The sequence below is a fragment of the Mesorhizobium sp. CO1-1-7 genome, from assembly GCF_020164885.1.
Classification (GTDB): Bacteria; Pseudomonadota; Alphaproteobacteria; order Rhizobiales; family Rhizobiaceae; genus Mesorhizobium; species Mesorhizobium australicum.
Window position 1 is genome coordinate 109,943 of the sequence record NZ_JAIUHA010000005.1, and the last position, 14,953, is coordinate 124,895.

At 63.4% G+C, this 14,953-nt stretch carries 12 protein-coding genes; 10 read left to right on the forward strand and 2 right to left on the reverse strand.

Translation table 11 applies throughout. From position 1 onward, the window contains the following. Window positions 1–295: 295 nt before the first annotated feature. The 4 genes from LB516_RS12225 to LB516_RS12240 all read left to right on the forward strand — a co-directional run bounded on the left by LB516_RS12225 (window position 296) and on the right by LB516_RS12240 (window position 4,184). On the forward strand, window positions 296–1,231 hold the full coding sequence (locus tag LB516_RS12225) for a substrate-binding domain-containing protein (protein ID WP_140715080.1): 936 nt from the start codon (window positions 296–298) through the stop codon (window positions 1,229–1,231). Window positions 1,232–1,348: 117 nt separating this feature from the next. Beyond that, entirely contained in the window at window positions 1,349–2,335 is a 987-nt protein-coding gene (locus LB516_RS12230) for an ABC transporter permease (protein ID WP_015318876.1), read from the forward strand. Between the two features lie 3 nt (window positions 2,336–2,338). Next, a complete protein-coding gene (locus LB516_RS12235; protein WP_015318877.1) occupies window positions 2,339–3,130 on the forward strand; it encodes an ATP-binding cassette domain-containing protein in 792 nt (263 codons plus the stop codon). A gap of 31 nt (window positions 3,131–3,161) precedes the next feature. Then, the gene (locus LB516_RS12240; protein ID WP_224719628.1) at window positions 3,162–4,184 is read left to right on the forward strand and encodes a LacI family DNA-binding transcriptional regulator; all 1,023 of its coding nucleotides are present in this window, start codon (window positions 3,162–3,164) and stop codon (window positions 4,182–4,184) included. A gap of 310 nt (window positions 4,185–4,494) precedes the next feature. Here LB516_RS12240 and LB516_RS12245 read toward each other — a convergent pair whose 3' ends face one another. After that, window positions 4,495–5,085, reverse strand: coding sequence for a TetR/AcrR family transcriptional regulator (locus tag LB516_RS12245; protein ID WP_015318879.1), 591 nt, complete (start codon window positions 5,083–5,085; stop codon window positions 4,495–4,497). 492 nt (window positions 5,086–5,577) lie between these two features. Between LB516_RS12245 and LB516_RS12250 the strand changes: the two genes are divergently transcribed. Next, window positions 5,578–8,754, forward strand: a complete 3,177-nt coding sequence (locus LB516_RS12250) for an efflux RND transporter permease subunit (RefSeq protein ID WP_140617599.1) — start codon at window positions 5,578–5,580, stop codon at window positions 8,752–8,754. A gap of 15 nt (window positions 8,755–8,769) precedes the next feature. Further along, window positions 8,770–9,921: an efflux RND transporter periplasmic adaptor subunit gene (locus tag LB516_RS12255; protein ID WP_015318882.1), complete on the forward strand. Its 1,152-nt coding sequence runs from the start codon at window positions 8,770–8,772 to the stop codon at window positions 9,919–9,921. Window positions 9,922–9,965: 44 nt separating this feature from the next. Here the strand turns inward: LB516_RS12255 and LB516_RS12260 are convergent, their stop codons facing one another. Beyond that, complete coding sequence (locus tag LB516_RS12260; RefSeq protein ID WP_224719629.1) at window positions 9,966–10,874, reverse strand: LysR substrate-binding domain-containing protein; 909 nt, start codon at window positions 10,872–10,874, stop codon at window positions 9,966–9,968. Between the two features lie 100 nt (window positions 10,875–10,974). On the opposite strand from LB516_RS12260, the gene LB516_RS12265 reads away from it, so the two are divergent. The 4 genes from LB516_RS12265 (at window position 10,975) to LB516_RS12280 (ending at window position 14,899) form a co-directional block, all read left to right on the forward strand. Then, window positions 10,975–11,763, forward strand: a complete 789-nt coding sequence (locus LB516_RS12265) for a 2OG-Fe(II) oxygenase (protein ID WP_224719630.1) — start codon at window positions 10,975–10,977, stop codon at window positions 11,761–11,763. 118 nt (window positions 11,764–11,881) lie between these two features. Continuing rightward, a complete protein-coding gene (locus LB516_RS12270) occupies window positions 11,882–12,574 on the forward strand; it encodes a GntR family transcriptional regulator (protein WP_224719631.1) in 693 nt (230 codons plus the stop codon). A gap of 32 nt (window positions 12,575–12,606) precedes the next feature. Beyond that, the gene (locus LB516_RS12275) at window positions 12,607–13,713 is read left to right on the forward strand and encodes a mandelate racemase/muconate lactonizing enzyme family protein (RefSeq protein ID WP_224719632.1); all 1,107 of its coding nucleotides are present in this window, start codon (window positions 12,607–12,609) and stop codon (window positions 13,711–13,713) included. Window position 13,714: 1 nt separating this feature from the next. Further along, a complete protein-coding gene (locus LB516_RS12280) occupies window positions 13,715–14,899 on the forward strand; it encodes a mandelate racemase/muconate lactonizing enzyme family protein (protein ID WP_140878072.1) in 1,185 nt (394 codons plus the stop codon). The last annotated feature ends 54 nt before the right edge of the window (window positions 14,900–14,953 follow it).

A 14,953-nucleotide genomic window follows, 5' to 3' on the forward strand; every position in this document is an offset into this window, starting at 1 on the left:
GCGGCTCTTTGGGGGCTTTCGCCCTCAGAGACCGCCCAGACGTGATCGGGATAGTCCGCCCGGCTGAGCTCTCGGCGACAATCATCCGACTGCCCGGGAAAAATCATCCCGACTGATGCGATCTGATGGGGTCGCTGATGGCGCCGCGTCAGGCGCCAACTACATCTGCAGATGGAGGCTTGCCATTCGTCGAAAAAGGGAATGCTCTTAGGCATCCGAGCGGCGCTGGCAAAAAGACGCAATCCGGCTGAAGCCGGAACAAGGGACGGATCATCTTCAACCGGGAGGAAATCAAATGCTGACGAGACTAAGACTTGTGCTCTACGGCCTGCTGATCGCGCTGACGGTCATTCCGGCAGCCGCGCAGGCCAAGACGTTCTACTGGATTTCACATGGCGGGCCGGCCGACCCGGTCTGGACCTACTTCCTCGCCGGCGCCAAGCAATGGGCCAAGGACACCGGCAACACCGTCAACACGTCGTTCCACAATGGCGACGTCGCCTCGCAGCAGGAGGCGGTCCGTGCCGCCCTCTCGGCCAAGGCCGACGGCATCGTCACCACCAGCCCCGATCCGGGCAGCCTGGTCGAGATCGTCAAGGAAGCGCGCGCGGCCAACGTCCCGATCATCAACTTCAACACGCCCGATCCCAAGGCCAATTTCAACGCCTATGTCGGCGGTGACAACGTCACTTTCGGCAAGCACTGGGCGCAGTATCTGGTCGACAAGGGCCTGGTGAAGAAGGGCGACTTCGTCTGGATGCCGGTCGAGATCCCCGGCGCCACCTACGGCGTGCAGGAAGAAGAAGGCATCAAGAGCGTCTTCGGCCCGCTCGGCATCACCTATGAAGTGACCGAAGCGACGCTCGACCAGGCCGAGGTGATCAACCGCATGGTCGACTACCTCACCGCCCACAAGGGCAAGGTCAACGCCATCATCGGCCTGGGCGACCTCGTAACCGGTTCGATCAAGCGCGTGCTCGACCAGGTCGGCGTCAAGCCGGGCGAAATCCCGGTGGTCGGCTGGGGCAACTCGCTCGACACCACCCAGGAAGTGCTGAACGGCTATGTCAATGCCGGCCAGTGGCAGGATCCGCAGGCGACCAGCTATGTGGCGCTGTCGCTCGCCAACATGGCGGCCAGCGGCATTCCTCCGGGCTTCAACGTCATCACCGGCGCGCTCTATGAGAAGGACACCGCGGCGGTCTACGACAAGATCCTGTCCGGCAAATAATCCGCGATCCCCTGGCGCCGCGCGTTTTCGCACGGCGCCAGATATCTTCCTGCGCCGTGGCATGCCACCCGATGCGGTGGAGCTCGCGGCCCGTCCCAACCATGTCGCGGGTTCCCAGTGGAAAATCATTCGCTCATCCAACGCCTGATCGCGCGGCCGGAATTCGGACCTTTCATTCTGCTCATCGTGGAGATCGCCGTTTTCTGGGGTTTCAACCACGACTTCCTGTCGCCGCAGAACATCTCCAACACGCTGGCCTTCACGGTCGAGCTCGGCCTGATCGCGCTGGCGATGACGCTGTTGATGACTTCGGGCGAATTCGACCTCTCCGTCGGGTCCCTGTTCGGCTTCTCGCCCGTGCTGATGTGGACGCTGTTCAATGCCGGCGTCACCTCGCTGGAAATGGGCTTCCTTGTCGCGCTGGTGGTTGCCGCCTTGATCGGCCTGGTCAATGGCTGGTTCGTCACGCAGCTCAAGATCCCGTCCTTCCTGGTGACGCTCGGCATGCTGCTGGTGGTGCGCGGCAGCGCGCTTTTCATCACCGACGGGTTTCCGCAGCGCACCTGGAGTGCCGAAGGCAGCTGGCTGGCGGAGGCTCTGGTCGGCGACTTCTTCATCGGGCCGTTCCGCATCTACATGTCGCTGTTCTGGTTCATCGCCGCGGCGATCGCGCTCGGCTATGTCCTGACGCAAAGCCGGACCGGCAACTGGATCCAGGCGGCGGGCGGCAATCCCAACGCGGCGCGTGCCCGCGGCGTCAATGTCAATCGCGTCAAGGTCGGCCTGTTCGTCCTGTCGTCGGTCATGGCCTCGCTTGCCGGCGTCATCTCCTCGCTGCGCACATCCGCCGCCAACCCCAACAGCGGCACCGGCTACGAGCTCGAGGTGATCGCCATGGTGGTGATCGGCGGCACCGCACTCACCGGCGGGCGCGGCACCATCATCGGCACCGTGCTCGGCATCCTGATCCTGCGCGTGATGCGCAACGGCATCGTGCTGATCGGCGTGCCCGGCCTTGCCTACAACATCTTCATCGGCGCGATCATCCTTGGCATGATGGCGTTGCATTCATGGCTGGAACGCCGACACCAGGCGGGGACTTGAACCATGGCCGAGCCATTGATCCGCATGCACAACATCCGCAAGTCCTATGGCCGCGTGCAGGCGCTGGTGGACGCCAATTTCCATGTCAACGAGCGTGAGATCGTCGGCCTTCTGGGCGACAATGGCGCCGGCAAATCGACGCTGATCAAGGTTCTCTCCGGCGCGGTGCCGCTGACCAGCGGCGATATCTTCATCCGCGGCAAGAAGGTCACCTTGCGCGATACCAGCGACGCCATCGCCCACGGCATCGAGACCATCTACCAGGACTCCGCCCTGGTCACGCAATTGTCGATCGCGCGCAACCTGTTCCTGGGTCGAGAACCGATCAAGCCGCCGCGCTTCCTCAACCGCATGGACCAGGACGCCATGAACACGGTCGCCCGCGATCTGCTCAAACAGGTCGGAATCTCCAAGAACATCCCGCCGACGACACCGATCGGCTCGCTCTCCGGCGGCGAGCGGCAGGCGGTCGCGATCGCGCGCGCCATGCATTTCGACAGCGACCTGATCATCCTCGACGAGCCGACCAACAATCTCGGCGTGGCCGAGACCCAAGGCGTGCTCAGCTTCGTGCGCAACGCCCGCGATTCCGGCCACTCCTGCATCTTCATCGCGCACAACATCCACCATGTCTTCCAGGTGGTCGACCGCATCGTCGTCATGCGCAGGGGCAAGGTGGTCGCCGACGACATCGATCCGAAGACGACAACCGTGACGGAAGTCGAGCGCATCATCACCGGCATGTCGGACAAGGACATCCGCGACGCCCTCGCCGACGGCAAGCCGGCGCACTGAGGACGTACGAAGCGACGTGTAGGGTTGCGGCATGAAGGCTACCGTCTCCGACATCGCCAGGAACTGCGGGCTGTCGACCGCGACGGTCGACAGGGTGCTCAACAACCGGCCCGGAGCGAGTGCCGCCAACCGGCAACGCGTCATGGAGGCCGCCAAGCAGCTCGGCTATCTGCCGGTCGCCGACCAGGTGACGCTTCCCTCGAGGCCCGCAAACCTGGAATTCTTCCTACCGATCGGCTCGAACGACTTCATGCACGACCTGGCAAAGCACATCGAGGACTACGCCTCGCGCCTGCCGCTGGTGGCGTCCTGCCGGATTCACAATCTCGCCGGTATCTCGCCCAATGCCTTGCAGACCGCGGTCGAAAAGCTGTCGCTGCGCGCCAACGGCGTCGGTGTCATCGCGGTCGATCATCCCAGGACGCGCAACATCCTGCGCGACATGGTCGAGGCCGGTATCCGGCTGGTGACGCTGGTGTCCGATATTCCGGCCGCTCCCCGCTCGGCCTATGTCGGCATCGACAACCGCGTGGCGGGACGGACGGCGGCACTTTTGATGGGACGCTTTCTCGGCGGCCGCGAGGGGCAGCTGGCGATGGTCGTCGGTTCGCGTTCCTATCGCGGCCATGAAGAGCGCGAGATGGGCTTCCGCTCCGTGCTTGGCGAGGAGTTTCCCAACCTCACCGTCAGCAGCGCCGTCGAGATCAATGACGAGCCCGACGCCAGCTATACCGCAACCATGAAAGCGTTGCGCAACGAGCCGGAACTGCTCGGCATCTATTGTGTCGGCGCCGGGCGCTCCGGCATTGCCAAGGCGATCCGGGAAACCAGGCCCAACCGCAAGCCGGTCTTCATCTGCCACGACCTGACCAGGGAGACACGCGGCTACCTCGTCGACGACCTCGCCGACGTCGTCATCGACCAGAACGCCAGGCTGATCGCGGAGCAGTCGGTGATCCAACTGCTCGGCTCGATCGCATCATCGGCGCCCTATCTCACCCGCAAATTCATCGAGCCGCGACTGATCTTCCGGGAAAACGTACCCGTGCAGTGAGATCCCGCATCTCCTGGGGAACCTGACCGCCCCTGCAAATCTGCACAGCAGCTATGCACAATTCATTGTTGCCGAATCATTGGGCAACTCGTACGTTCTGGTTGTCGGCCATCTACTCCTCCCAGATGCGATGCCGACGCTGAATGGGGTGCACCTCCTCCCGCGCCACATTCGAAATCGAGCCCGCTGCCACCTCCTCCCGGCAGCGGGCTTTTTTCGTTCAGTCAACGGGAAATAGCGTGCTGCCTATAGGGCAGCAGACATCGTTTCGGTCACGCGACCGCAAAATCACCAGCAGCCACGGCAATACTTAACCGGCGGCAGTGCCCCGGAAGGAAACGATCAGCCCTTCAGCCATCCGCACGAACTGCGTGCTCGGGCCCTCGGCACCGACGGTCTGCACACTGACCCGCGCACCTTCAAACAGCAGCGACAGCGTATCGGCGAGAAGCTCGGCCTGGCCGATGCCGGCATCCCGGCAGAGCCCGACCAGGCGTTCGCGCTGGGCTTCCTTGAGTTCCTTGATGACGCGCCTTGCCGGATGATCGGGTTCGGTCAGCTCGGCGGCGGCGTTGGCCATGTCGCAGCCACGGCCGTCGGTGTTGAGCATGGCGGCGGCCTTGCGAACCCAGGCATGAAGTTGAGCGAGTTTGTCGCCCGGATGCTCGGCCTCGAACGTTTCCCACATCGCGCCGGCTTTCAGTGCGTTGGCGCGCAGGCATTCGACGATCAGTTCGTCCTTGGATTCGAAGTGACGATAGAGCGTCATCTTGTTCGTGCCGGCAGCCTCGGTGATGGCGTCGACGCCGACGCCCTTGATGCCGTGCTTGTGGAACATGTCACGCGCCGTCTCCAGAATTCGATCCCGGGGACGAGAGCGCTCCACGACGCCGTCTGTCATCATGATCTCCTTTCGTTTCCAAAAAACCCCTCGGCCACCTCTTGACTAGGGTGTTACCGGTCTGTAACTTCCTGAATGTTACTTACTGGTAACACCTATATCGTCCGTCGTCAATAACAAGGTCGTGAACTGGTCCTACCAGATCGAGATGGACGAAAAGATTGCCAATCATGCGGCCTCGGCCGGTGAAGAGATGAAAAACGGTTCGTGAGCACGGGCTGCGAATCGACAGACAAGGAGCCGGCCAATGCCACAGCGCCGCGATCTTACCATAGATGAGGCCGTCCGGGATCCGATGATCCGGCTGGTCATGAAGGCAGACGGGGTCGACCCCCGCGCCTTCGAGAACATGTTGCGCTCGCTTGCCGATGGGCAGCGTCGCGAGGTGCCGTTGCTGCGTTCACGGGAAGGGTCCCGGGACGGGCGCGGGCAGTTGTCCAGGGTCGCCAGCGCCTTCGGGCGGGCAAGAGCGGCCGGAGAGGCGTGCGTGTCGTGGTAAACTTCTTCATCCATCGTCCGATCTTCGCCTCGGCGATCGCCATCATCATGGTGCTCGCCGGCACGATTTGTTATTTCCTGCTGCCCGTCTCGCAATTTCCGGACATCACACCGCCGCAAGTCGTCGTCAGCGCCCACTATCCGGGCGCCAGCGCGCAAGTGGTGGCAGACACGGTGACGACGCCGCTGGAGCAGCAGATCAACGGCGTGCAAGGCATGACCTACATGTCCTCGACGAGTTCCAATGACGGCTCGTCGACCATCACCATCACCTTCGATGTCGGTTATTCCCTGAGCACGGCCGCCGTCGACGTCCAGAACCGCGTCTCGCAGGCGGCCTCGTCGCTGCCGGCGATCGTCAACCAGGGCGGCGTGACGATCAAGAAGCAGAACCCGAACTTCGTGCTCATCGTCAACTTGACCTCGCCCGACCATTCGGTCGATCCGGTGGCGCTCTCCAACCTTGCCTATCTGCAGGTGGTGGATCCGCTGAAGCGGCTGCCTGGTGTCGGCGACGTGCAGATTTTCGGCGAACGGCGTTATTCGATGCGCGTCTGGCTCGATCCGGACAAGCTCGCCAATCTCGGCATCACCGCGGTCGATGTGCAAAATGCCATCGCCGAACAGAACGTCCAGGTGGCGGCCGGCAAGATCGGCCAGTCGCCGGCGCCCGCCGGCACCGCCTTCGAGATGCAGGTCAACGCCGTCGGACGGTTGAGCGACCCGAAGGAATTCGGCGACATCGTCGTGCGTGCCAACACCGACACCGGTTCGCTGGTGCGGCTGCGCGACGTCGCCCGTATCGAGCTTGGCGCCCTGCAATATTCGTCCTCGGCCTTTTTCGGCAAGGACCCGACCGTGGTGCTCGCCGTCTATCAGATGCCCGGCTCCAACGCGCTCGATCTGCAGCAGCGCGTCAAGGACAAGATGCAGGAACTTTCGGCCCGTTTTCCCAAGGGCGTCGACTATGCGATGCACTACGATACGACGCGCTTCGTCTCGGCTTCGATGCATGACGTGCTGATCACGCTTGGCGAAGCCCTGGTGCTCGTCGTCGCCGTGGTGTTCATCTTCCTGCAGAGCTGGCGCACGACCATTATTCCGACCATCGCCATTCCGGTGTCGCTGGTGGCGACGCTCGTCATCATGGAGATGATGGGTTTCTCGCTCAACATGCTCTCGCTGCTCGGCATGGTGCTGGCGATCGGCCTTGTCGTCGACGATGCCATCGTCGTGGTCGAGAACGTCGAACGACAGCTCGAGGCCGGACTGAAGCCGCTGGCGGCGACAAAGGCCGCCATGGCCGAGGTCACCGGCCCGATCATTGCGACCACCGCCGTGCTGATGGCGGTGTTCGTGCCGGTTGCCTTCATTCCCGGTGTTTCCGGCAAGCTATACAACCAGTTCGCGCTGACGGTGGCGATCTCCGTCGGCATCTCCGCCTTCAACTCGTTGACGCTTAGCCCGGCGCTCAGTGCAGCCTTCCTGCGCCATCGCGGCGAAACGCAATTCTTCCTGTTCCGCTGGTTCAATACGGGCTTCGACAGACTGTCGCATGCTTATGCCCATGGCGTGCGCATCCTTATCCGGCTGCGCTGGATCATGCTTGGCCTGTTCGCCGCCGGCCTGGTCGCCACCTACTTCGTTTGGCAAAAGCTGCCCTCGACCTTCCTTCCGGTCGAGGACCAGGGCTATTTCTTCGTCGTCATCCAGCTGCCCGACGGCGCTTCGCTGGAGCGTACCGATGCGGTGGCCCAGAAGGCGCGCGACATCCTGCAGGCGACGCCAGGCGTCGACATCGTCGGCTCGATCAGCGGCCTGAACTTCCTTACCAGCGCGGCGCAGTCGAACTCGGCGGTCGAGTTCGCCATCCTCAAGCCGTGGGAGGAGCGTGGCCCCGACCAGAGCGCCTCGAAGCTCGTCGGCGACGTGCGTGGCAAGCTGATGCAGATTCCGGAGGCTTTCGCGCTCTCCTTCGATCCACCCTCCATCCCCGGCATCGGCACCACGGGCGGCTTCGAATTCGTCGTCGAGGACCTCACCGGCCGCGGCAGCACGGCCCTCAACGACGCCACGCAAGCGGTGATCGCCGAGGCCCGCAAGCAGCCTGAAATCAATCCGCAGCAGCTGTTTTCGCCGTTCTCGACCTCGACGCCGCAGTTCAACTACGATCTCGACCGCGCCAAGGCGAAGCTGCTCGGCCTCAACCTGCCCGACGTCTTCAACACGCTGCAGATCTATCTCGGCTCGCTCTACGTGAACGACTTCAACCTGTTTGGCCGCACCTTCCGGGTAACCATCCAGGCCGACAAGGATTCACGTGCCGGTGCAGCCGACATTTCACGGCTCTATGTGCGCAATGCCTCCGGCGGCATGGTGCCGCTCAGCACGCTGGGCAAGCTGGTGCCGTTCGTCGGCCCGGAAACCGTGCCGCACTACAACAACAACGCCTCGGCCACCATCAATGGCGGCGCCGCTCCCGGTTATTCGTCGGGCCAGGCGGTCGCCGCCATGGAACGGGCCGCGGCGACCGCGCTGCCCAGGGATTTCGGTTTCGAATGGACCGGCATCACTTTCCAGGAGCTCAAGGCGGGATCGATCGCGTCGGTGGTCTTTGCCCTCGCCATCGTCTTCGTCTTCCTGATCCTGGCGGCGCAGTACGAGAGCTGGGCGATGCCCTTCATGGTGCTGCTGGCGGTGCCGCTCGCCCTGTTCGGCGCGTTCGCCGCACTTTGGGTACGAGGCATGCAGATCGACGTCTATTCGCAGATCGGCTTCGTCATGCTGATCGGCCTGGCGGCCAAGAACGCGATCCTGATCGTCGAGTTCGCAAGACGGCGGCGCGAGGAAGGCCTCAGCATCGTCGAGGCATCGATGGAGGCCGCCCGGCTGAGACTGCGGCCGATCCTGATGACCGCGTTTGCCTTCATCCTCGGCGTGGTGCCGCTGATGATCGCCACCGGCGCAGGTGCCGCCAGCCGCCAGTCCATCGGCACCACCGTGTTCGGCGGCATGGTCGCCGCGACCATCCTGTCGCTGGTGTTCGTGCCGGTCTTCTACGCGGTCATCGAACAGCTGCGCGAACGGCGCGGCGGCGACGAGCCCGCTTCTCAACACACTGAACCAACGGCCAAACCCGCCTTCCCTCCCCTGGCGGAAGCGGCCGAATAAGATTGGAGAATCATCATGCGTAAATGGAAAATCGCGTTGGGAACGGCTGTCGCGCTGGGTGCGATCTCGGTGGCCAGTGTCCACCTGCTGGACATGGGCAATCTCAGCCTGAATGCCGGCACGGCCGGGGCCGCGCCGGCTCCAGCAGCGTTCGTCATGCCGGTGCCGGTGGCGAACGTGGTCAAGAAGACGATCCCGATCTATCTCGACTATGCCGCGCGGACCGAGCCGATCCGCAGCATCACGCTGCAGGCACGCGTCCCCGGCTATTTGCAGGAACAGACGGCGCAAGACGGCGCCGACGTGCGGCAAGGCGACCTGCTCTACAGGATCTCGCCCGATGACTTCCAGGCCTCGCTCGACCAGGCGAAGGCACAGGTTCAGCGCGACACGGCGACCCTCGATTATGCACGTTCCAATCTCGGCCGCGGTACCGAACTCGCCAAGAGCGGCTACCTGGACAAGGACAGCTTCGACCAGCGCACCAGCACCTTGCGCGAGGCGCAGGCGTCGCTGGCGCTGAACCAGGCGGCTGTGCGCACGGCCGAGCTCAATTTGAGCTACGCTGAAATCCACGCGCCGTTCGCTGGACGTCTGGGCCGCAACCAGGCTTCCGTGGGAACGCTGGTCAGCGTCGCCGGCACCGTGCTCAACACGCTGGTGCAGCTCGATCCGATCTACGTCACCTTCAATCCGAGCGAGACGGACCTGGCGCAGATCGAGGAAGCGCGTGCCGCCGGCCCGATCGAGGTCGAGGTCCTGCTTCCCGGTGAGACCGAGGCCCACCAGAAGGGCGAGCTCACCTTTATCGACAACACGATCGATCACTCGACCGGCACGATCACCGCACGCGCCACAATCGGCAACGCCAAGTTCACGCTCTTGCCTGGCCAGTATGTTCGCGTGCGGCTGCACGTCAAACAACAGCCCGATGCGCTGATGGTGCCGCAGGTCGCACTGGGATCGAGCCAACTCGGCAAGTATCTCTATGTCGTCGGCAAGGGCAATACGGTCGACCAGCGGCTGGTTTCGCTGGGGCCGACCAGCGGCGACATGGTCGCCATCCTCAGCGGCGTCGCTGAAGGCGACCAGGTGATCACAGGCAATCTGCAGAAGATCGGCCCCGGAATGCCGATTTCGCCCCTGCCACAGAAACCGGCTACCTGACTCCCCCGCAGGCCCGGTTTCCGCGCGGCGCCCCCGACCTTTTCTCAGGTCGCGGGCGCCGTTTTCACGAGCAGGCCGACCAGAGCGGCGACATTGGCGCGGTCGGCCTTGGCTGGCGGCATGAAGGCGCAATAGGGATGACCAAGGCGCACCGAGACCGATGACAGCGCGATCAGGCGCCCTGCCTCCAGATCGGCCTGCGCCATCACCCGCTGGCCGAGGGCAATGCCCAGGCCGAGCCTCGCCGAGGCGATCGCCAGGCTGGACAGGCCGACGCGGCGGCCATGCGACGGGTCGGGCGACCGGCTGGATCCGCATGCCGCGAACCAGTCGGTCCAACTCGGGTGCGAGGCATAGTTCGGTCCCCAATTGGTATGGATGAACTGGCTCTCATGCAAATCGGTGAGCCTCGCATCGCCATTGCCGTGCCGCTGCCAGAATTCCAGCGCGCAGACCGGCAGCACCTCGTCATGGACCAGGCGGACCATCCGCAGGCCGGGATAGTGATAGTCGCCATAGCTGATGCGCACGTCGACATTCTGGCGCACCAGATCGATCGGATCATCCTCGGCTCGCACATCGATCGCCATATGCGGGAAGGCATCCAGGAGTACGGCCAGCCTCGGCGCCAGCCACAGCTCGGCAAGCGAGAACGGCACGCTGACGACTAGTCGCGTCCTCAGGCCCCCTTCCAGCATGCGCTGGCCGATCGCGGCAATGTCGCCGAGCGCGCGCGCCGTCTGCGGATAGATGGCGTGCCCGGCATCGGTCAGCGCGATGCGGTTGCCCGTGCGCACGAAAAGCTGCTTGCCGAACCAGGCTTCGAGATTGCGGATCTGCTGGCTGACCGCCGCCGAGGACACGCCGAGCTCGGCTGCGGCCAAGGTGAAGCTGCCTGACCGGGCCGCGACCTCGAAGGCCTTGATCGCATTCAGCGGCGGCAGCCGGTCCAAATCAGGCTCCTGAAGTTTTTCTTGGCCAATCCTAATAATTTCCGGTGTTGAGAGAAAGAATATTTTGCCGTCTTCTGTGCCTAACGTTGGAGCACATGACATGAAAGACATTCTCGATCTCGACCGCTATCCGCTCGACCGTGAAGGCAGCGTCGAATGGAACCGCCTCGTCGGACAGTCGATCGCGGCGCTGGAAGCCGACGGCATGTTCAATCTCGAAGGTTTGTTGAAGCCCGGCGTCGCCGAACAGGCGGTGCGGGAGATCAAGCCGGTCATGGACACGCAATCCCATGTCCACAAGCGCATGCACAACATCTACTTCAAGCCGAGCATTCCCGAACTGGCGCCCGATCATCCCGCATTGCGCAAGGTCGAGACCGTCAGCCACACGGTCTGCGCCGACCAAATTCCCGGCAGCACGGTGATGGCGATCTATGAGTATGAGCCGCTGGTGCGTTTCCTCGCGGCGACGATGGGCAAGGCAAAGCTGCACGTCATGGAGGATCCGCTGGCCCGCACCAATGTCATGGCCTATCGCGCCGGCGAAGCGCTGAACTGGCACTTCGACCGCTCGGAATTCACCACCACCTTGCTGCTGCAGCAGGCGCAACGCGGCGGCGACCTCGAATACCGCACCGATCTCAGGTCGGATGACAACCCGAACTACGAGGGCGTCGCCCGGCTGCTCGAAGGACGTGACCCCGACGCCAGGATCCTGCGCATGAAACCAGGCACGCTGAACGTGTTTCGCGGCAAGAACACCGCGCATCGTGTCACCACGGTCAAAGGTGAACGCGAACGGATGATCGCGGTGTTCTCCTACTATGAGAAGCCAGGCGTGATGTTCAGCGAGGAGGAGCGCGTCGGCTTCTATGGCCGTGCGGCTTGACCCAGCCCTTCGCACCCCGGCCCGGGCCGCGAAGCGAAGATAAGAATTCGAGCAGAGCCTCTTGTTAGATTGTCGACAATCTGATTGTCTCTGCTCTGTTCTCGCGGGAGTGGGCCGGATGGTGAAGACGGAATTCAGTCCGATTGCCGACACGACACGCCGTGCCGAAATCGTGGCGCTGCTCAGACGCGCGATCCTGACCGGTCAGCTCGAGCCAGGCCAGAAGCTCAACGAGCTCAGGATTTCCGAACAGATGCGGGTCAGCCGCGCCCCGCTGCGCGAGGCGATGCGCGAGCTGGTCCAGGAAGGCATACTGACCAGCATTCCCTATGCAGGCACCTTCGTCATCAATGTCACCGCCAAGGACATCGACGACGTCTATTCGCTCAACAAGGTGCTCGACGAATTCGCCATCGAGCGGACGTGGGAACTGCGCGACCAGCGCTTTTTCGATGAGCTCGACCGGCGCCACGAGGCGGTGAAGCAGGCGACGCGCGACCGCGACACCACGCGCCAGATCGAGACCGCGCTGCAACTGCATGGCCTGATCCATGAATGGGCCGACAATTCAGTGCTCTTGGAAACCTGGCAAAGGCTGACCAGCCGTTTGCAGATGTACTTCGCCCTGCACCAGCAGGCGCGCAAGGAAGCCGTGCCCGCCGAAGACGTTCATGAAACCTATGTGGCGCTGCTCAAGGGCGACGACATGCGTGCCGCCCAGCGCCACGCACGCGAGCATATCGACCACGATTTCGAAGAGCTTCTTGCCTACGCGCGCGACCTCGAAAAGCGTTCGTCGAAAGGCGCCTGACCCTCCCCCATCGCGGATAATGGATACCCCACGTGCAAATCGAAACCATCAAAGCCTATCACGTCGTGCAGCCTTTCGTAGACGGCCCCTATCGCATGTCCAAGGGGCGTGTGGCCGACTGCTTCGACGCTGTGATCGTCGCCATCAGCTCGGACAGCGGCTTGACCGGCTGGGGCGAGATGGCGCCGCTCGGCAATTTCTACTCGCCCGCCTTCCCGGCCGGCACCCGCGCCGGCGTCCCGGAAATCGCGCCGCATCTCATTGGCCACGATCCACGTGGGCTGGCGAGCATCGGCCGGCTGATGGAGACGGTGTTCAAGGGCCATCCCTACATCAAATCGGCGCTCGACATGGCCTGCTGGGATCTCGCGGCGCGTGCCGCCGGCGTGCCGCTGGTGACGCTGCTCGGCGGCAGGGAAAGCGACACGGCCGAACTCTACAAGGTCGTCACCCATGGCACGGTCGATCAAATGGCCGCACTTGCCAAGCGCATCGTCGAGGACGGTTTCCGCCGGCTCCAGGTCAAGGTCGGCGGCAATGTCCATGACGACGTCGAGCGCGTCACGGCGGTCGCCGCCTCGGTGCCGAAAGGCACTGTCATTTTCTGCGACGCCAATGCCGGGTGGACACCATACCAGGCGCGGCAGTTCACTGACGCGACGCGGGCGATCGACTATACGTTCGAGCAGCCCTGCACGACGATCGACGAAAACATGTCGGTGCGCCGCATGCTCGACAAGCCGATGGTGCTCGACGAATCCGTCACCTCGCTGGAGGCGATGCTGGAAATCCATCGCCTCGGCGCGGCGGACGGGCTGACACTGAAGATCTCGCGGCTCGGCGGCGTCACCAAGACCCGGCTGATCCGTGACGTCGCCGTCGATCTCGGCTTCATGATCACGGTCGAGGATACCGGCGGCGCCGAGATCGACACATCCGCCATGGCGCATCTGTCACTGTCGACGCCGGAGGAGCGTCGGCTGCATGCGATCGCCTTCCATGAATGGGTGACGGTGCGCACCGCGTCGAACGCGCCGCCGGTCACCGGCAGCCGCATGGGTATTCCCGCCGGCCCAGGCCTTGGCATCGACGTCGTTCCAGACCTGCTCGGCAAGCCCTTCTTCGAAGTTGGACGCTGAGATGAAGATCCGCGGCATCAAGGCCACGCCGATCAATCTTCGCCTCGAAGCGCCTTATGCCTGGGTGTTCGGCGAACTCGACGGTTTTTCGCCTGTTATCGTCGAAGTCGAGACCGAGGACGGCCTTGTCGGGCTGGGCGAAGCGCCTACGCCGGCAGCGGCCGCCATCATCAATGATGTTCTTGCCCAGCGGCTGGTCGGCCGCGACGCCTTCGACATTGCCGGCGCCGAACATGTCTGCCTGCCGTTCTGGACCGGCGTGCAGTCGATCAACGACCGCACCCGCATCATGGCCTTCGGCGCCATCGAGATGGCGCTTTGGGACCTGCGCGGCAAAGCCTGGAACCAGCCGCTCTATCAGTTGCTCGGCGGGGCCGTGCGCAAGGACATCCCGTTCACCGACTACTTCTCGCTGCGCGGCGATGGGGATGGTGTCAAGGGCGAGACGACGCCGGAAGAAGTCGCCGACTATTGCGTGGAACTGCACGAGACGCATGGAACGACCTTCTTCGAAGGCAAATTCTCGACCGAAGATCCGAAAGTCTCGCTGAGAATGGTCGAGCTGCTCCGCGAAAAACTCGGCGACGAGGCGATGATCCGCATCGATTCCAACCAGGCCTATTCGCTGGCCACGGCGCGGCGGCTAGCACGGCCGCTGGAAGAGCTCGGCGTGCGCAACTGGGAAGATCCGGTGGCGACATCGGAGGAGATGCGCCAACTGCGCCGCCATTGCTCGATCCCGTTCTCGACCCACAATATCGACATCGCGCGCGCCATGGACCTCAAGGTGCCGGATGCATTCGTCGGCAACCCGACCGCGCATGGCGGCATCGGCCGGATGCTGCGCTTTGTCGGCGCCTGCGAGCACGCGGGCATCGATTTCTGGTGCTACAGCGGCGACAGCGGCATCGGCAGCGCGGCCTACCTGCATCTGTGCGCGGCCCTGGGCTGGATCCGGGAGCCGAACCAGTCGCTGTTTCGTATGCAACCTATGGATATCACCGAGGAGGGGCCGTTTTGCCCCAGGAACAATACGGTGCGTGTCCCGGAAGGTCCCGGTCTTGGTGTCACCTTGTCGCGGAAAAATCTCGCGGCCTGCCATCGCGACTTTGCCGACAACGGCCCTTGCAACAAATATCATGACCCGGCCAAGCCAGGGACATATCGCCGTTTGCCGCTGAACTAGGAGAACGACACGGGAAAGGAGACGTATTTCAAGAACAAGAGTCCGCCGCCGCGA